General features: G+C 32.6%; 19 protein-coding genes. 7 read left to right on the forward strand and 12 right to left on the reverse strand.

Annotation, left to right across the window (positions count from 1 at the left end; all coding sequences use genetic code 11):
• Window positions 1-109 precede the first annotated feature (109 nt).
• The 8 genes from sucD to GQ47_RS01170 all read right to left on the reverse strand — a co-directional run bounded on the left by sucD (window position 110) and on the right by GQ47_RS01170 (window position 7,707).
• Window positions 110-982, reverse strand: a complete 873-nt coding sequence (sucD, locus tag GQ47_RS01135) for a succinate--CoA ligase subunit alpha (RefSeq protein WP_035643878.1) — start codon at window positions 980-982, stop codon at window positions 110-112.
• Window positions 983-1,066: 84 nt separating this feature from the next.
• Window positions 1,067-1,366, reverse strand: coding sequence for a nuclear transport factor 2 family protein (locus tag GQ47_RS01140; RefSeq protein ID WP_238567930.1), 300 nt, complete (start codon window positions 1,364-1,366; stop codon window positions 1,067-1,069).
• A gap of 64 nt (window positions 1,367-1,430) precedes the next feature.
• The gene (locus GQ47_RS01145) at window positions 1,431-2,360 is read right to left on the reverse strand and encodes a UDP-3-O-(3-hydroxymyristoyl)glucosamine N-acyltransferase (RefSeq protein ID WP_035643883.1); all 930 of its coding nucleotides are present in this window, start codon (window positions 2,358-2,360) and stop codon (window positions 1,431-1,433) included.
• Window positions 2,361-2,494: 134 nt separating this feature from the next.
• Window positions 2,495-3,061: an elongation factor P gene (efp, locus tag GQ47_RS01150; RefSeq protein WP_035643886.1), complete on the reverse strand. Its 567-nt coding sequence runs from the start codon at window positions 3,059-3,061 to the stop codon at window positions 2,495-2,497.
• 94 nt (window positions 3,062-3,155) lie between these two features.
• Window positions 3,156-3,941: an acyl-ACP--UDP-N-acetylglucosamine O-acyltransferase gene (lpxA, locus tag GQ47_RS01155; protein ID WP_029270176.1), complete on the reverse strand. Its 786-nt coding sequence runs from the start codon at window positions 3,939-3,941 to the stop codon at window positions 3,156-3,158.
• A gap of 72 nt (window positions 3,942-4,013) precedes the next feature.
• On the reverse strand, window positions 4,014-5,402 hold the full coding sequence (locus GQ47_RS01160) for a bifunctional UDP-3-O-[3-hydroxymyristoyl] N-acetylglucosamine deacetylase/3-hydroxyacyl-ACP dehydratase (protein ID WP_035645037.1): 1,389 nt from the start codon (window positions 5,400-5,402) through the stop codon (window positions 4,014-4,016).
• Window positions 5,395-6,438 carry a UDP-3-O-(3-hydroxymyristoyl)glucosamine N-acyltransferase gene (gene lpxD / locus GQ47_RS01165; protein WP_035643888.1) on the reverse strand — a complete coding sequence of 348 codons (1,044 nt, stop codon included), beginning with the start codon at window positions 6,436-6,438 and terminating at the stop codon, window positions 5,395-5,397. Before lpxD ends, GQ47_RS01160 begins: the two co-directional genes overlap by 8 nt.
• A 39-nt stretch (window positions 6,439-6,477) precedes the next feature.
• Window positions 6,478-7,707, reverse strand: a complete 1,230-nt coding sequence (locus GQ47_RS01170; protein ID WP_035645040.1) for an HD domain-containing protein — start codon at window positions 7,705-7,707, stop codon at window positions 6,478-6,480.
• A gap of 211 nt (window positions 7,708-7,918) precedes the next feature.
• Between GQ47_RS01170 and GQ47_RS01175 the strand changes: the two genes are divergently transcribed.
• The 5 genes from GQ47_RS01175 to GQ47_RS01195 all read left to right on the forward strand — a co-directional run bounded on the left by GQ47_RS01175 (window position 7,919) and on the right by GQ47_RS01195 (window position 12,164).
• A complete protein-coding gene (locus tag GQ47_RS01175; protein WP_035643890.1) occupies window positions 7,919-9,472 on the forward strand; it encodes a T9SS response regulator signal transducer PorX in 1,554 nt (517 codons plus the stop codon).
• A gap of 62 nt (window positions 9,473-9,534) precedes the next feature.
• On the forward strand, window positions 9,535-9,942 hold the full coding sequence (tsaE, locus tag GQ47_RS01180; protein WP_035643892.1) for a tRNA (adenosine(37)-N6)-threonylcarbamoyltransferase complex ATPase subunit type 1 TsaE: 408 nt from the start codon (window positions 9,535-9,537) through the stop codon (window positions 9,940-9,942).
• A 41-nt stretch (window positions 9,943-9,983) separates the two neighbouring features.
• A complete protein-coding gene (locus GQ47_RS01185) occupies window positions 9,984-10,457 on the forward strand; it encodes a GNAT family N-acetyltransferase (RefSeq protein ID WP_035643894.1) in 474 nt (157 codons plus the stop codon).
• An 84-nt stretch (window positions 10,458-10,541) separates the two neighbouring features.
• Window positions 10,542-11,741, forward strand: a complete 1,200-nt coding sequence (locus GQ47_RS01190) for an alanine dehydrogenase (RefSeq protein WP_035643897.1) — start codon at window positions 10,542-10,544, stop codon at window positions 11,739-11,741.
• 36 nt (window positions 11,742-11,777) lie between these two features.
• The gene (locus tag GQ47_RS01195) at window positions 11,778-12,164 is read left to right on the forward strand and encodes a DUF4258 domain-containing protein (RefSeq protein WP_035643899.1); all 387 of its coding nucleotides are present in this window, start codon (window positions 11,778-11,780) and stop codon (window positions 12,162-12,164) included.
• 11 nt (window positions 12,165-12,175) lie between these two features.
• Here GQ47_RS01195 and GQ47_RS01200 read toward each other — a convergent pair whose 3' ends face one another.
• Window positions 12,176-12,847 (reverse strand): uracil-DNA glycosylase, encoded by a 672-nt coding sequence (locus GQ47_RS01200; RefSeq protein WP_035643901.1) that lies wholly within the window; start codon window positions 12,845-12,847, stop codon window positions 12,176-12,178.
• Between the two features lie 112 nt (window positions 12,848-12,959).
• On the opposite strand from GQ47_RS01200, the gene GQ47_RS01205 reads away from it, so the two are divergent.
• Together GQ47_RS01205 and GQ47_RS01210 are read left to right on the forward strand one after the other, a co-directional pair.
• Window positions 12,960-15,125 (forward strand): endonuclease MutS2, encoded by a 2,166-nt coding sequence (locus GQ47_RS01205; RefSeq protein WP_035643902.1) that lies wholly within the window; start codon window positions 12,960-12,962, stop codon window positions 15,123-15,125.
• A 269-nt stretch (window positions 15,126-15,394) separates the two neighbouring features.
• Window positions 15,395-15,808 (forward strand): thiol-disulfide oxidoreductase DCC family protein, encoded by a 414-nt coding sequence (locus GQ47_RS01210; RefSeq protein ID WP_035643904.1) that lies wholly within the window; start codon window positions 15,395-15,397, stop codon window positions 15,806-15,808.
• Between the two features lie 124 nt (window positions 15,809-15,932).
• Here the strand turns inward: GQ47_RS01210 and ettA are convergent, their stop codons facing one another.
• From ettA to holA, 3 genes are all read right to left on the reverse strand, one after another.
• A complete protein-coding gene (gene ettA, locus GQ47_RS01215; RefSeq protein WP_035643906.1) occupies window positions 15,933-17,624 on the reverse strand; it encodes an energy-dependent translational throttle protein EttA in 1,692 nt (563 codons plus the stop codon).
• A 57-nt stretch (window positions 17,625-17,681) separates the two neighbouring features.
• Window positions 17,682-17,864, reverse strand: a complete 183-nt coding sequence (locus GQ47_RS01220) for a CAL67264 family membrane protein (protein ID WP_035643908.1) — start codon at window positions 17,862-17,864, stop codon at window positions 17,682-17,684.
• A 63-nt stretch (window positions 17,865-17,927) separates the two neighbouring features.
• Window positions 17,928-18,932 carry a DNA polymerase III subunit delta gene (holA, locus tag GQ47_RS01225; RefSeq protein WP_035643911.1) on the reverse strand — a complete coding sequence of 335 codons (1,005 nt, stop codon included), beginning with the start codon at window positions 18,930-18,932 and terminating at the stop codon, window positions 17,928-17,930.
• Window positions 18,933-19,022 lie beyond the last annotated feature (90 nt).

The raw sequence follows: 19,022 nt of genomic DNA on the forward strand, positions 1-19,022 counted from the left end.
CTACGATGCTAAGTTTTTTCTATTTATACCTCAGTATTTTAAAATGTAAAAAAGTCTCAACAAAATATTGAGACTTTTTTTTGGAATTTTTTATTTTGAAACTTGAAGATTATCCAAGTACTTCTTTAACTTTTTTACCAATTTCAGCTGGTGAATCAACAACGTGAATTCCGTTATCTCTCATGATTTGTTTTTTAGCAGCAGCTGTATCGTCAGAACCTCCAACAATAGCACCAGCGTGACCCATTGTTCTACCAGCAGGAGCAGTTTCTCCAGCGATAAAACCAATAACTGGTTTACGGTTACCATCAGCTTTTACCCATTTAGCAGCATCAGCTTCTAATTGACCTCCAATTTCACCAATCATAATGATTACTTCAGTCTCTGGATCGTTCATTAATAATTCAACAGCTTCTTTAGTTGTAGTTCCAATGATTGGATCTCCACCAATTCCGATAGCTGTAGTGATTCCTAAACCTTGTTTTACAACTTGGTCAGCAGCCTCATAAGTTAAAGTTCCTGATTTAGAAACGATACCAACTGTTCCTTTTTTGAAAACGAAACCTGGCATAATACCAACTTTAGCTTCACCTGGAGTAATAACTCCCGGGCAGTTTGGTCCAATTAATCTAGAGCTTCTTTCTTTAACATAATTATTTGCTTTAATCATGTCTGCAACAGGAATTCCTTCTGTAATAGCAATAATTACTTTAATTCCGGCATCAGCAGCTTCCATAATTGCATCAGCAGCAAAAGCTGGCGGTACAAAAATAATAGATGTATCAGCTCCAGCTTGATCTACAGCATCTTTTACTGTATTAAAAACTGGACGATCTAAATGGCTAGTTCCTCCTTTTCCTGGAGTAACACCACCAACAACATTAGTACCGTACTCAATCATTTGAGAAGCGTGGAAAGTTCCTTCGCTCCCTGTAAATCCTTGAACAATTATTTTGGAATCTTTATTAACTAAAACACTCATGATATATATTTTATGTAGTTTTTAAAATTGTGATGCAAAAGTAAGGTTTTGTAATGTATTTTACCTTTTTATTATCAAAAAAAATTAAGAAAATTGACTCATTTGATAACCGCGATAAAGCTTATCGTCTTTTATTTGCCAAATTGCCGTAAAATGCGCTAACAACATTTCTTCTCTTGGGTTTTCAATCGTTTTTACAAAATGAGAATAACGTACTGATACTAAATCATCTTCTTCAATGATATGACTCATCCTCACTTTTGAACGAACATAAGCACGACCTAATTCATTTGCCATATCCAACATCGAATCATAATCCATTTCGATTAATCCTTTAGTGCTGTGCCATTCTAACTTTACTTCAGGATGCAAGTAGATTTTCATAATTTCACTATCAATTAAGGCATCCGACTTATAAAATCTTTGAACAAATTCTTTTATAGACATATTACTTCAATTTATTTAGAATTTCAGGAATCTTTTTGATATTAGCCAATTGTTTTAACTTTTCTCTTGATTCTTCGATTGGGGTTCCAAAATAAGATTTTCCACCTTCAACCGATTTAGTAACACCTGTTTGTCCCATAATAACAGCTTTCGCTCCTATTGTGATACCGCTAGTTGTTCCTACCTGACCCCAGATAGTAACTTCATCCTCAATTACCACGCATCCGGCAATACCGGTTTGTGAAGCAATTAAACATTTTTTACCAATTACAGAGTCATGTCCAACATGAACTTGATTATCAATTTTTGTTCCTTCTCCGATTGTGGTATCACCCGTTACTCCTTTATCAATAGTACAAAGTGCTCCGATACCAACATTGTCTTCAACAACAACTCTTCCACCAGAAATTAATTGATCAAAACCTTCTGGACGCTTTTTGTAATAAAATGCATCAGCTCCCAAAATAGTTCCAGCATGAATAATGACATTGTCGCCAATTACAGTATGATCATAAATTGAAACATTGGAATGAATTAGACAGTTTTTGCCAATTTTTACGTGATTTCCAATAAAACTATTTGGCTGAATTAAAGTCCCTTCTCCAATTTCTGCTGATGAGGCAATAGCTACATTTGCAAATTGAAAAGGTTTGAAATGTTTAGTCAAAGTATTGAAATCTCTGAAAGGATCGTCAGAAATCAAAAGTGCTTTTCCTTCTGGACAATCTACTTTTTTGTTAATCAAAACAATAGTTGCTGCAGATTGCAAAGCTTTATCATAATATTTTGGATGGTCAACAAAAACAATATCTCCGGGCTCCACAACATGAATTTCGTTCATGCCCAAAACCTGAAAGTTTTTATCGCCTATAAATTCGCAATTAAGCAAATTTGCAATTTCTTCTAAAGAATAAACCTTTGGAAATTTCATATGTTATAATTAGAAAATTTGTCAATTAGAAAATATGTCAATTAGAAATGAGTCAGTTAGATTATGAATGTTCAAAATTATATCGATTCACTAATAATCTAATTGACTCATTGACAAATTATCTTAATTAAAAACTACTCTTTTACACGCTCCATGTAAGAACCTGAAGCTGTATCAATTTTAATTTTATCACCTTCGTTAATGAATAAAGGTACATTTACAGATGCTCCAGTTTCTACCGTAGCAGATTTTGTAGCATTTGTTGCTGTATTTCCTTTTACTCCTGGCTCAGCATAAGTAACTTCAAGAATTACAGATGCAGGCATATCAACTGATAAAGGTAAATCAGTTTCTGTATTAATCTGAACCATTACATTTGTTCCTTCTTTCAACAAATCTGGAGCATCTAAGATGTTTTTGTTTAAAGAAATTTGCTCAAATGTTTCAGCATTCATAAAGTGAAAATCATCTCCTTCTGGATATAAATATTGGAATGTATGTGTCTCAACACGAATAACGTCAATTTTATGACCTGCAGAAAATGTATTATCCAATACTTTACCTGAAGTTAAACTTTTTAATTTAGTTCTTACGAAAGCTGGACCTTTTCCAGGTTTTACGTGAAGAAATTCAATAATTTTATAGATGTCGTGATTAAATTTAATACATAATCCGTTTCTAATATCTGATGTAGATGCCATTGTAATTTGTTTTATTTTATTTTTTGTTGAACGTTAATCGCTTAATTGTTTTTCCGATTGAACGATTCAACAAATAAACAATTAAACTTTATTTTTAATAGTTTCCTGAATAACCTTTCATAATTCCTCGTGATGAATTTCTGATAAAATCTAAAATTTCATCTCTCTCAGGAGTCGCTTCCATTTCAGCCTCAATAATGCTTAAAGCTTGTGTAGTATTGTAATTTTTTTGGTATAAAATTCTGTAGATTTCCTGAATTTCTCTGATTTTTTCAGTGCTAAAACCTCTTCTTCTTAAACCAACTGAATTAATTCCAACATATGATAATGGCTCTTTCGCTGCTTTTGTGTATGGCGGAACGTCTTTTCTAACTAATGATCCACCAGAAATCATCGCGTGATCTCCAATGTGAATAAATTGATGAATAGCCGCTAAACCTCCAATAACAGCATGATTTCCAACAACAACGTGTCCTGCCAAAGCAACACCATTTACAATAATTGCATTGTTTCCAATTTCACAGTCGTGCGCAATGTGAGCATAAGCCATTACTAGACAATTGTTTCCAAGAATAGTTTGTCCTGAAGCTACTGTACCTCTATTGATTGTAACACATTCTCTAATTGTACAGTTATCTCCAATTATAGCAAGAGAATCTTCTCCGCCGAATTTTAAATCTTGTGGCACCGCAGAAATTACCGCTCCTGGAAAAATATTACAATTTTTACCGATACGCGCACCTTCCATGATGGTCACGTTTGAACCAATCCAAGTACCATCACCAATAACAACATTATTGTGAATTGTTGTAAAAGGCTCAATTACAACGTTTTTAGCGATTTTAGCGCCAGGATGAACATATGCTAATGGTTGATTCATATGTATGTTTTATATTTTAAATTAAAATAGTCTAATTTGAGGGCAACAAACCTAAACAATAAATTTGATTAATTATTGTTTTCTTGCAATTTGTGCCATTAATTCTGCCTCAGTTACTAATTTACCATTTGCGTATGCATTTGCCTGCATATGACAAATTCCTCTTCTGATTGGAGAAATCAATTCGCATTTGAAAATTAAGGTATCACCTGGCAATACTTTGTGTTTGAATTTAACATTGTCAATTTTCATGAAATATGTCAAATAATTTTCAGGATCCGGAACAGTGCTTAAAACCAAAATCCCTCCTGTTTGTGCCATAGCTTCAACAATTAAAACTCCTGGCATAACTGGCGCTTCAGGGAAATGCCCTACGAAGAAATTCTCGTTCATAGTAACATTTTTCAAACCAACCACATGACGATCAGACATTTCAATAATTCTGTCAATCAACAAAAATGGAGGTCTGTGTGGAAGCATTGCCATGATTTTATGAATATCCATCAATGGCTCTTGGTTTAAATCATAAACCGGAACATGATTTCTCTGTTCTATTTTAATGATTTTAGCCAATTTTTTAGCAAACTGAGTATTTACAAAATGCCCTGGTTTGTTTGCAATAATTTTCCCTTGAATACGAACTCCGATAAGAGATAAATCTCCAATAACGTCAAGCAATTTGTGTCTTGCAGCTTCGTTTGGATAATGTAAAGTCAGATTGTCTAATACTCCGTTTGGCTTTACAGAAATTTCATCTTTACCAAACGCTTTCTTTAAGTTTTCCATAGTAGATTCAGAAATTTCTTTATCTACATAAACAATTGCATTATTTAAATCACCTCCTTTAATTAAACCATGCTCTAATAAAGACTCTAACTCATGCAAAAAGCTAAAAGTTCTAGAACTTGCAATTTCTGTTTTAAAATCGGCAATACTTTTAAGTGTTGCATTTTGCGTACCTAAAACTTTTGTACCAAAATCAACCATTGTTGTTACTTGATAATCGTCGCTTGGCATTACAAGAATTTCGCTTCCCGTTGCTTCGTCAGTAAATGAAATTACTTCTTTTACTACATAAACGTTACGTTGCGCATCTTGCTCTTCGATACCTGCTTTTTCTATAGCTTCGACAAAATATTTTGATGAACCATCCATAATAGGAAGTTCAGATGCATCTAATTCAATAATAATATTATCCAAATCGCATCCAACTACTGCTGCTAAAACATGCTCTGGAGTTTGTATTTTTACACCTAATTTTTCTAAATTAGTACCCCTTTGTGTATTAACAACATAATTAGCATCAGCCTCAATGATTGGCTGACCTTGCAAATCTACTCTAACAAAAGTGAAACCATTATTAATAGGAGCTGGTTTGAAAGTCATTGTAACTTCTTTTCCAGTGTGTAATCCTACGCCTGTTAGTGAAATTTCATTTTTGATGGTCTTCTGTTTAACCATTATTTCCATTTTTTGGGTTTATTATTTGTTTTTTTATTTCTTCAACTTCAGCCACAATTTTAGGAAGATTTTTAAAATGGACGTACGATTTATTAAAATCAGTATATCCAAGCGATGGAGTTCCTTGTAAAACTTCATCATCTTTAATGTTTCTGGCAACTCCTGACTGTGCCTGAAGCCTAACATTATTACCTATAATTAAATGGCCTGCGATACCTACCTGACCTCCAATCATACAGTTCTCTCCAATTTTAGTAGAACCTGCAACACCACTTTGAGCAGCTATAACAGTATTTTTCCCAATTTCTACATTGTGAGCAATCTGAATCTGATTGTCTAATTTCACTCCTTTTCTAATAATTGTAGAACCAAGTGTTGCTCTGTCAATTGTAGTATTTGCACCAACATCAACATTATCTTCAAGGATAACATTTCCAATTTGTGGTACTTTACTATATTCCCCGTTTTCATTTGGAGCGAAACCAAAACCATCGGCACCAATTATGACACCAGAGTGAATCGTGCAATTATTTCCAATTACGCTTTCAGAATAAATTTTTGCTCCCGCAAAAACATATACATTATCGCCAATTACGACATTGTCGCCAATAAAGCTGTTCGGATAAATTTTCACATTATTTCCTAAAACTACATTTTGTCCAATATAACTAAAGCTTCCTAAATATAGATTTTCTCCATATTTTGTTCCTTCAGACATAAAAGACTGCGCTTCAATTCCGGTTTTATTCAATTTTACCTGATTGTAAAAATGTAAAAGCTTAGAAAATGCTGCATAAGCATCTTCTACTTTTATTAAAGTAGTAGTGATATCTTGTTCTGGTACAAAGCTGTCGTTAACAATTGTTACTGTCGCTTTTGTGCTATATATGTAGTTAACATACTTTGGATTAGCCAAAAAAGTAAGCGATCCTTCTTCGCCTTCTTCGATTTTAGATAGCCGAGAAACTTCTGCATTGGGATTCCCAACAACTTCTCCTTCTAAAATTCCTGCTATTTGTTCTGCTGTAAATTTCATCGCGACAAAAATATAAAAAATAGATTTTAAATGTTAATTTTAGATAAGTTGTTTTGGGAAACAGATATAATATTTTGTTACCAATTTAGATAACGATTTCAAATTCAGCTGGTCAGATGCTTCCACAACATCTTCAATTGTTTTATCTTTTTTCAAAATTCGTATCGGTTCAGCAGCTTTACTATAGGCTTGGTTTTTAATTTTTCCTCTAAAAATAAAATAACCGGCTTCTAATAATGAAATATGATGATCTTGTGCAAACTCTTCTTTCATTGCCTGAGATTCTTCAATCGAAATCTTCTCTGCGCTCATTTTTATTTTTAGCAAATCTCTGTTAATGATCATTTTACTTAAAGTCGAAAGTATAAAATCATCTTGTCTTTGCCAGGCTTTTAGAGCACTGATTATATCAAAATCATCTAATTGAGAAAACAAATCCAGTTTTTCGGCATCAAAATCTTCAAGTGTGATTTTGTTTTGCATGAAAAACAAAAGTGGTTCGCTACAAGGAAGATTAATTCCTTTTAATGTCAGTTCTTTTGCTCTTTTCAATACTTTCATTAAAATCAATTCGGCAACCAAGCTTGTTTTGTGCAAATACGCCTGCCAATACATCAATCGTCTTGAAAGCAGAAATTTCTCTACAGAATAAATTCCTTTTTCTTCTATAACTAAAACGTCATTTTCAACATTCATCATCTGAATCAAACGCTCAGAATTCACATTTCCTTCTGCAACTCCAGTATAAAAACTGTCACGTTTTAGATAATCCATTCGATCCATATCCAATTGGCTTGAAATCAATTGCAACATAAATTTTCTGTGATATTCTCCTTTAAAAACCTGAATAGCCAAACTTAATTTTCCGCCAAATTCTTCATTCAACTGATTCATAAACAATAAAGAAATCGCCTCGTGATGTACATCTTCAACAATACTTTTTTCCATTGCATGAGAAAACGGCCCGTGTCCTATATCATGAAGTAAAATCGCTATCAACAATGCATTTTCTTCTTCTTCAGAAATTGCAACATCTTTAAAACGAAGTGTGTCTATCGCTTTTTTCATCAGATGCATACATCCTAATGCATGATGAAAACGTGTATGATTGGCTCCCGGATAAACCAAATACGAAAGTCCCATTTGTGAAATACGGCGTAAACGCTGAAAATATGGATGCTGGATTAGGTCGTAAATAAGTTCATTCGGGATTGTAATAAACCCGTAAATGGGATCATTGAATATTTTTAACTTATTGATATGAGTCACTATTTGGTTATTTTTTAGGTCAACAAATATAAGTAAATAACTATAGTTTTTCATTTAAAAGTTAACATTAAATTTAGCTGATTTTGAGGCAAATACTTAAAAATCAAAAAGATTTTATATCAAAATTAGGTTTCATTTATCTGAAATTTATACTATTTTTAATACTTTTTAAGTTCTATACTTCTAAATTGCATTAAAATTAAATTTGTTTATGGATAAGATAAAAATACTTTGGGTCGATGATGAAATTGATCTTTTAAAGCCTCATATATTATTTCTGGAGAAAAAAAACTACTCGGTAACAACTTGCAACAATGGTCTTGATGCAGTTGCTTTATTCGAAGAAGATAATTTTGACATTGTTTTTTTAGATGAAAATATGCCCGGAATGAGTGGATTGGAAACGCTTTCTGAAATGAAAGAAAAAAAATCGGCCATCCCTATGATCATGATCACTAAAAGTGAGGAAGAATATATAATGGAAGAAGCAATTGGTTCTAAAATTGCTGATTACCTTATAAAACCGGTAAATCCGAATCAGATTTTATTGAGTTTGAAGAAAAATCTGGATGACTCGAGATTGATTACTGAAAAAACGACTTTAGATTATCAGAAGGAATTCAGAAAAATTTCGATGGAATTAGCAATGGTTAATTCTTATGAAGACTGGGTTGAACTGTATAAAAAACTGCTTTTTTGGGAATTGAAACTTGAGGATATCAATGATACTGCGATGATTGAAATTTTGGAATCTCAAAAAGTGGAAGCCAATTCTCAATTCGGAAAATATATCGAAAGAAACTATGAAGATTGGTTTGCTCCAAAAGCAGATAAACCTATTCAATCACACAATTTATTTAAAGAGTTGGTTGTTCCTGAACTTAAAAAGAAGGACAAACCAATTTTATTTGTAGTGATCGATAATTTAAGATACGATCAATGGAAATCATTTGAAACTGTTATTTCTAACTATTACAAATTAGAAAAAGAAGTTCCTTACTTCTCTATTTTACCAACTGCAACACAATATGCCCGAAATGCTATTTTCTCTGGTTTACTGCCAATTGAAATGGAAAAACAGTTTCCGCAATATTGGAAAAATGATGTCGAAGATGGTGGAAAAAACCTTTATGAAGCTGAATTTCTTTCAGCTCAATTAAAACGTTTGGGCTTAAATATTAAGGAAGATTATTTTAAAATCACCAATTATGCCGGCGGTAAAAAACTCGCAGAAAATTTTAAAGCTTTAAAAGGAAACGACTTAGTAACGGTAGTTTACAATTTTGTCGATATGCTTTCGCATGCTAAAACAGAGATGGAAGTTGTAAAAGAGTTAGCTTCTGATGATAAAGCATACCGCTCCTTAACATTAAGCTGGTTCAAAAACTCACCTTTATTAGAGATTATCCAGCAAGCACAACTTTTAGGTTTCAAATTAATTCTGACAACAGATCACGGAACAATAAATGTAAAAAATCCGTCAAAAGTTGTGGGAGATAAAAATACAAGCCTAAATTTGCGATACAAAACTGGACGTAGTTTGACTTACGAACAAAAAGATGTTTATGTTGTTAAAGAGCCTAAAACAATTGGCTTACCAGCAATAAACATGAGTAGTTCGTTTATTTTTGCCAAAAATGATTTCTTTTTGGCCTATGTAAACAACTACAATCATTATGTGAGTTATTACAAAAACACGTATCAGCATGGCGGAATTTCGTTAGAAGAAATGATTATTCCGTTTTTGGTGTTTAACCCTAAATAAAGTTTTCAGTCTTTCCCGATAAATATCAGGAAAGACTGAAATTAAAATAAACAGAAATAGAAATGAATATCGTTTTTTCATTAGACCAAATTCAAGAAGTTGCAGAGCAGATTATTGTTTCAAATCCTAAAAAAATTATCCTTTTTAATGGAGAAATGGGAGTTGGAAAAACAACTTTAATCAAACAATTATGCAAAACTTTAGGTGTTGAAGATGCAACCAGCAGCCCAACTTTTTCTTTGGTGAATGAATACCAAACCAACAATAATCAAACGGTTTATCACTTTGATTTTTACCGATTAAACAAAGAAACCGAAGCACTCGATATGGGTGTTGACGATTATTTGTATTCCGGAAATTGGTGTTTTATTGAATGGTCTGAAAAAATTACCAATTTGCTTCCTGAAGAATATTCTACAATAAATATTGAATTATTGGCAGATGGAAAAAGAAATTTAGAATTAGCATAAAACTTTGCGAGAGAATTACTCACAAAGAAAAAACAACAAAAATGAATACCTCAAAAGATATAGAAATAATTCCCTTCTCTCAAGATTTAAAAGAACATATTAAAACCTTAAATATTGCCTGGCTTGAAAAGTATTTTAAAGTCGAAGAAAAAGATAAATTAACCCTTTCAAATCCACAAGAAGAAATTATTGACAAAGGCGGAATGATTTTTTATGCTCGCCATAATGGCAAAATTATTGGAACAGCGTCATTAATGAAAGTCAATGATTCAACCTATGAATTAAGCAAAATGGCGGTTTCAGATGAAGCTCAAGGACTGGGAATTGGAAATAAACTTCTCGAACATTGCATAAATGTTGCTAAAGAAAACAACATCGCAACATTGTTTTTATACTCCAACACGATTTTACTTCCTGCAATTCACTTATACAGAAAATTCGGTTTTGTTGAAATTCCTTTAGAATCGGGCATTTACGAGCGAGCCGACATAAAAATGGAGAAAAAAATATCTTAACATTGTCCTTACAGTATTAGCAGAATTTTTGCACTAATTTTAAATCTTTTTACGTAATTTGTACCTTTAATTTTTTGCACACCCATGTCAATCACGTTAACTCCATTTACAAAACAACAATTGCTGCCACAGGAAGAAAAGCTTGAGGTTGGTCGTTTTAAAAGAGAACTTTTTATAGGAATTCCTAAAGAAACAAGTTATCAGGAACGTCGTATCTGCCTTACCCCTGATGCTGTGAACTCATTAACTTATGAAGGTCACAGAGTTATGATTGAATCTGGAGCGGGTGAAAGTTCAAGTTATACAGACAAAGAATATGCAGATGCAGGTGCAGAAATCACAAAAGACACAAAAAGAGTTTTTGGTTGTCCGTTTTTATTAAAAGTAGAACCGCCAACTTTAGCTGAAATCGAAATGATTAATCCTGAAACAGTTATTATTTCGGCGATTCAGCTCAAAACAAAAAAGAAAACTTATTTTGAAGCTTTAGCACAAAAGAAAATCACAGCACTTGCTTTTGAATATATTAAAGATGAAGACGGATCTTACCCGGCTGTAAAATCTTTGAGCGAAATTGCAGGAACTGCATCAATCCTTATTGCTGCCGAATTAATGATTACAGATGAATTCGGAAAGGGCCTTTTGTTTGGAAATATTACCGGTGTCCCTCCTACTGAAGTTGTAATTCTAGGAGCCGGAACTGTTGGTGAATTTGCTGCAAAAACCGCAATTGGACTAGGAGCAAACGTAAAAGTTTTTGATAATTCGATTACTAAACTGCGCCGTTTGCAAAATAATTTAAGTCAAAGAATTTTCACTTCAACTATTCAGCAAAAAGCTTTATTGAAAGCTTTAAGACGTTGTGACGTCGCAATTGGCGCCATGCGCGGTAAAGAACGCTGCCCCATTGTAGTTACTGAGACCATGGTAGAACACATGAAAAAAGGCGCCGTGATTGTTGACGTCAGCATAGACACAGGCGGCTGTTTTGAAAGTTCTGAAGTGACAACTCATGAAAAACCAACTTTCATTAAAAATAATGTCTTGCATTATTGTGTACCAAACATTCCTTCAAGATATTCAAAAACTGCCTCATTATCAATTAGTAACATCCTAACACCTTATCTACATCAGATAGCCGAAGATGGTGGTATTGAAAGCGCAATTCGATGCAACAAAGGGCTTAAAAACGGAATTTATCTTTACCATGGAATTTTAACAAATAAAGCAATTGGCGACTGGTTTGATTTGCCGGACAACGATATTAATTTACTTGTATTTTAAAGGAACTTTAATGTACCTTTGCAAAAATTTTATTTCATGAAGTTCGTACACCGTTTTGCATATTATTTGATTGGTTTAGTGATGGGATGCTTTTTTGTAGCTCTTGTTTTTAGTGGTAAAGACACTCGTTGCAACTATTTTCCAAATGCCCGAGTTTTAAATAATCTAAGAACAAAACCTTTTCAATATTCAGCTAAAGCAATTCAGACTTTAAACGAAAAATGGGTCGATACTGCCGATATTAAAAGTACTTTAACTTACGGAGATGTTGATTTTGACCAAAGCAATGTTCCGTTTAAAAAAGGGAAATTATACATCATTGAGGGCAAAACAGCTAAAAATCAAGAGATTATTTTAAAAGTAGTGAATTTTGAAAACAAAGCTGTTTTAGAAGAAATCATCAAAAAAGAAACTGAAAAATAGTTTTAAAAATTTTAAAACCATTCTATTTCTTTAATTCCTTTTGACTTTAAAAAAGCATTTGTTTGACTGAAGTGCTTGTTTCCAAACCATTTTCCTTGATTTGCACTCATTGGTGATGGATGTCCGGATTCTAAAATATGATGTCTTGAACGATCTATTTTCAAACCTTTTTTCTGAGCGAAGCTGCCCCATAAAAGGAAAACAACATTTTCTTTTTGATCAGAAATAGCCTGAATAACAGCATCTGTAAATAGATTCCATTTTAAATGTTTATGACTATTTGGACTATCTTTTCGAACGGTTAAAGAAGCATTTAAAAGCAAAACTCCTTGCTGCGCCCATTTTTCAAGATTTCCAGATGTTGGCATAAAAATCGAATCAAAATCAGTATTTATTTCTCTGAAAATATTGCGAAGTGAAGGCGGAATTTTAACAGTATCATTTACAGAAAAGCTTAAACCATTCGCTTCTCCTTCACCATGGTAAGGATCCTGGCCAATAATTACAACTTTTAAGTCTGAAAAATTGCAATTATTGAACGCTGCAAAAATCAATTCGGCTGGCGGATAGCAGGTATGTGTTTTATATTCAACATCCAGCGCATCCATTAATTCTTTAAAATAGGGTTTCTGGATTTCGTCTTTTAAAACATTCTGCCAATCTTGAGCTAAATTAATTTTCATTTTAAAAATTTTATTACAAATTACGCAAAGTTTTATCCAAACTGCCAAATTATTAGTGCTATTTAGTTTTAAAACTTTGTAACTTTGAAATCTTTACAACTTACGATATATAATGGTATCTATTACAGAAAAAACATTACAAGATTTACAATTTCCAACCGTGCTTGAAACCATTTCAGATGGCTGTAACACTGATATAGGGAAAGAAAAGGCTTTACAAATAAAACCATTCAGAGATAAAGAAGAATTGATGCAATCTTTGATGCAAACATCAGAGTATGTTTCTTCTTTTCAAAATAATAACGCAATTCCGAATCACGGTTTTGACGCTATCACGCATGAAATTAAATTTTTAGCAATTGAAGACAGTTTTCTTGAAGTAGGAAGTTTTAGAAAAATCGCCAATCTTTCTGCAACAACAAATGTCTTGTTGAATTTCTTAAAAAAATTCGATGATTATTATCCGAATTTAAATGCAAGAGCTTCACGTGTCGAATTGACTAAAGAAATTATCACAGCAATTGACTCAATTGTAGATAAATACGGAGAGATAAAAGACAATGCTTCTCCTGCTCTTTCTGGAATTCGACAAAATATGAACTTGGTTCGCGGAAAAGTAAACCAAAGTTTTGGTGTGGCTTTAACGCAGTACAACGGTTTAGGATATTTGGACGATATTAAAGAAAGTTTTGTTCAAAATCGCAGGGTTTTAGCAGTTTTAGCGATGTATCGCCGTAAAGTAAAAGGTTCAATTTTAGGTAGTTCTAAAACTGGAAGTATTGCTTACATCGAACCAGAAGCTACTTTAAAATATTCAAGAGAATTAGCCAATTTAGAATATGAGGAGAAAGAAGAAATCACAAGAATTCTAAAAAATTTATCCAATGTTATTCGTCCATATCTTCCTTTATTGATTGAATATCAGGATTTTTTAAGTGATATTGATGTCGTTGCCGGAAAAGCAAAATATGCAAATCGCATTAATGGAATCTTACCTGCAATTACTGAAGAAAGAAGATTGTTTTTTAGAGAAGCCTATCATCCTATTTTGTATTTGAACAACAAGCAAAAAAAGGACGTTACATATCCTCAAACTATTGAGCTTAAACAAGAAAACAGAATTATTGTAATTTCTGGGCCTAATGCCGGAGGAAAAACTATATCCTTAAAAACGGTTGGTTTATTGCAATTAATGTTGCAATCTGGAATTTTGATTCCGGTTCATGAGCGCAGTGAAACTTTCTTATTTGACAGAATCTTAACGGATATTGGAGACAATCAATCTATTGAAAATCATTTAAGTACTTATAGTTATCGGTTAAAAAATATGAATTATTTCTTGAAAAAATGTAACAAGAAAACGATGTTTTTGATTGATGAATTTGGTACTGGTTCTGATCCGGAACTTGGTGGAGCTTTGGCTGAAATTTTCTTAGAAGAATTTTATCATCGTGAAGCATTCGGAATTATTACAACGCATTATTCGAATTTGAAAATTCTGGCGAACGAATTACCATACGCAACAAATGCGAATATGATGTTCGACGAAAAATCTCTTGAACCTATGTACAAATTAGCTTTGGGTCAGGCAGGAAGTTCGTTCACGTTTGAAGTTGCTCAAAAAAATGGGATTCCGTTTGGCTTGATTAATCGTGCGAAAAAGAAAATCGAAGTTGGAAAAGTTCGTTTTGACAAGACTATTGCAACGCTGCAAAAAGAAAGATCAAAACTGGAAAAAACTTCTTTGAATTTAAAAGAAGAAGAAACTCGAGCGCGCGAGGAAAGCAAAAAGATGGAAAACATCAATACAAAAATCCAGCAAAAATTAGAAAGCTATCAGGAATTATATGACAGCAATCAAAAGATAATTTACATTGGGCAAAAAATTGATGATATTGCCGAAAAATATTTCAACAACAAAAATAAGAAGGAACTTATTGGTGAATTTTTGAAAATTGTCGAAATCGAAAATTCAAAACGTAAAAAAGCAACTCCAAAAGAAACCAAAGCAAAAGTTGAAAAACAAAAAGAAATTATTGCTGAAGTTCAAGTAAAAGTTGAAGAAATTCGAAAAGAGAAAAAAGAGAAAAAACTTAAACCTGTTATCGAAAAACCAAAACCAATTTTAAAAGTTGGTGATCGAGTAAGAATGCTGGACGGAAAATCTGTTGGAAGTATTGATTCTATCGAAAAAAATAAGGCAACTGTCAATTATGGTATTTTTACTTCGAAAGTAAGCCTTGATGAATTGGAATTAGTGGAAGCGGTTAAGAAGTAATCTTTTCTATAAATTTTATTTAAAAAAACATAAAAATTTGACCAGAATTAAAATAAGACGATTTAAGCAATTGTTTTAAAAATTACGATTCGAAATATAGATAAATTTTAAAAACGGATTTTAAACAATTTATTCAAGCTGTTTTTGATTTGTAAAATTTATCAAAATTAAAAAAAACAATAGATTTTACAAATAATCTTTCGTTGCTAAAATACAATTTTATAAATCTTCTACGTTAATATAAATACAAAACTTGATTTACAATAACAATGGAAAGTCTTCCAAAAAATAAAAAAATAGTTCTCTTTGATGGAGTTTGTAATCTTTGTGATTCTGCTGTTCAATTTATTATTAAACACGATAAAAAAGACATTTTTAGGTTTGTGGCATTGCAGTCAGAATTAGGAATTTCAATTTGCAAACATTTAGGAATTAGTTTTTCTAAAATGGACAGTATCATATTCTATGAACCTGGAACAGCCTATTTTTACAAATCTTCAGCGATTATTGAAATAGGTAAAAATTTTGGCGGACTTTGGAAATTGATTCCGATTTTTAGAATTGTACCAATTTTCATTAGTGACAGAATTTATGATTATGTTGCTAAAAACAGATACAATTGGTACGGCAAAAAAGAAAGCTGTATGATTCCAACTCCGGAATTAAAATCAAAGTTTCTTTAAAAATTCCAATTTCTTAAATTTCAAATTTCAACAAACAAAACGGGAAAAATTTGATAAATAAAAAATCCCAAATTCACAATAAATGAATTTGGGATTTTTTTATTTAAAATTTATTAGACTTTTATTATCTAATTAATTTTCTGTATTTCAAACGTTTTGGAGTTAAATCACCACCAAGACGTTTCTTTTTATTCTCTTCATAATCAGAGAAACTTCCTTCGAAAAAATAAACTTCAGAATCTCCTTCAAAAGCTAGAATGTGCGTACAAATTCTATCTAAAAACCATCTGTCGTGAGAAATAATTACGGCACAACCAGCAAAATTCTCCAAACCTTCTTCAAGAGCACGAAGTGTATTTACGTCAAGATCATTCGTAGGCTCATCCAGTAAAAGTACGTTTCCTTCTTCTTTCAAAGTCATTGCCAAGTGTAAACGGTTACGTTCTCCACCTGAAAGCATAGATACTTTTTTGTTTTGTTCACCACCACCAAAGTTGAAACGTGATAAATAAGCTCTAGAATTTACTTGCTTTCCACCCATCATAATTAATTCCTGACCGTCTGCAAAGTTTTCCCAAATCGATTTATTCGGATCGATATTAGAGTGAGACTGATCTACATAAGCAATTTTTACAGTTTCTCCAACTGAAAATTCTCCACTATCAGTAGCTTGTTCACCCATAATCATTTTGAAAATGGTAGATTTACCAGCACCGTTAGGTCCAATAATTCCAACAATTCCGGCTTGTGGCAAAGTAAAGTTCAAATTATCATATAATAATTTTTCACCAAATGCTTTTGCAACGTTTTTAGCTTCAATAACATTCGTACCTAAACGTGGACCATTTGGAATGTAGATTTCCAAGTTTTCGTCCAATTGTTTTTGGTCTTCATTTAATAATTTGTCATAGTTCTGTAAACGTGCTTTTTGCTTAGTCTGACGACCTTTAGCACCTTGACGAACCCATTCCAACTCACGCTCTAACGTTTTTCTACGTTTCGAAGCTACTTTTTCTTCCTGAGCCATACGGTTTGATTTTTGATCTAACCAAGAAGAATAGTTTCCTTTCCATGGAATACCTTCTCCTCTATCCAACTCAAGAATCCAACCAGCAACATTATCTAAGAAATATCTATCGTGCGTTACAGCAATTACAGTTCCTGAATATTGTGCTAAATGCTGCTCTAACCAAAGAACTGACTCAGCATCAAGGTGGTTGGTAGGCTCATCAAGAAGTAATACATCAGGCTGTTGCAATAACAAACGACATAAAGCTACACGACGGCGCTCACCTCCAGAAAGGTTTTTAATTGGCGTATCACCTTCTGGCGTGCGCAATGCATCCATTGCGATTTCTAATTTTGTATCGATTTCCCAAGCACCAAGCGCATCAATTTTATCTTGCAATGCCGCTTGACGGTCCATCAATTTATCCATTTTATCTGGATCTAAGTAGTTCTCTTCAAGACCAAATAAATCATTAATTTGGTTGTATTCTTCTAAAACTGCCATAGTTTCAGCAGCTCCTTCACGAACAATTTCAATTACAGTTTTAGAATCATCAAGAATTGGTTCTTGCTCTAAATATCCTACTGTATAACCAGGCTGAAAAACTACATCTCCCTGATAGTTTTTATCAACTCCTGCAATAATTTTTAAAAGAGAAGATTTTCCAGAACCATTAAGACCTAAAATACCAATTTTAGCTCCGTAAAAGAAACTTAGATAAATATTTTTAAGAACAGGCTTGTCTGCCCCCTGATAGGTTTTACTCAATTTTTGCATTGAGAAAATTACTTTCTTATCGTCTGACATTTGTTTTATTTTTATTTATATTGTTTTTATTATGATCTCTATTTCAATTAAAACAGATTAAACTCTGCCTTTCAAAGCATTGAATACCCAAGCATTAGCAAAAAAACCAACTCCAACGGCAGCAAATCCCCAGCCCGAAACATCACTGTATCTAAAAATTCCTAAACCTATAAGCAACAATCCCATAAGTACCATTATTAAAGTAGCCCATCCTAAAATGGTATTTTTATTCATTCCCATAATTGTGTAATTATTTTAATCTGATTATTTTTTAGAAAGGCAAATATCGTGAATTATTACGGCTTAATTAAATATTTTATACAGCATTTCTTTTAGCAAATCAGATTGTGGAAGCGCATTTGCACCAACACCTTTGCTCTTTACGTCAATATCACGCAATGCTCCAACTATCTGGCTCACTTTTCGCATCGGGTAATTCTTTACAGCCAGATCATATTCTTTTAGAAAGTAAGGATTTACACCAATTGCAGCAGCAACATTTTTCGGATTTTTATCTTTAAGTCCATGGTATTTTAAGAGTTGAACAAAAAATCCAAATACCAATCCTGTTGTCATTACTAATGGATATTCTTTTGGGTTGTGAGCAAAGTTTTCCGCGATTTTATACGCTTTCAACTGATTACGTTCTCCAATTGCTTTTCGCAATTCAAAAACATTGTAATCTTTACTGAAACCAATATTTTCTTCAATATGCTCAGCCGTAATCATTGTACCTTGTGGCAAAATAATCTGCAGTTTTTCAAGCTCATTATTGATTTTGCTTAAATCAGTTCCTAGGAACTCCACAAGCATTGCGTTTGCTTTTGGATCAATCGTATATTTTTTTCCCGCTAAAACTCGTTTTATCCAATCGCCAACCTGATTTTCGTAAAGTTTTTTACTTTCGTAAACCAAACCATTTTGAGCCAATACTTTAGTAACTTTTTTACGTTTGTCCAATGTTTTGTATTTGTAACAAAAAACCAAAACCGTAGTTTCCATTGGATTATTCGCATACGATTCTAATTTGTCTATATTTCTGGACAAATCCTGAGCCTCCTTAACTATAACAACTTGACGATCAGCCATCATAGGATAGCGCTTGGCCGTTGAAACAATATCTTCTACAGAAACATCTCTTCCATACAAAACAGTCTGGTTAAAACCTTTCTCTTCTTCTGCAAGCACATTTTCCTCAATATATTCAGATAATTTATCAATATAATAAGGTTCTTCTCCCATCAAAAAATAAATTGGCTTTATATTTCCGGCCTTGATATCATTGACAATTTTTACAACTTCGTCCATTAAATGTTTTGTTTCAAGTTTAAAGTTTCAGGTTCTGGTTCCAAAACTTGAAACTTTAAACCTGAAACCTAAAACTATTTTATATTTTTG

The sequence above is a fragment of the Flavobacterium sp. ASV13 genome (assembly GCF_000745775.1).
Taxonomy (GTDB): domain Bacteria; phylum Bacteroidota; class Bacteroidia; order Flavobacteriales; family Flavobacteriaceae; genus Flavobacterium.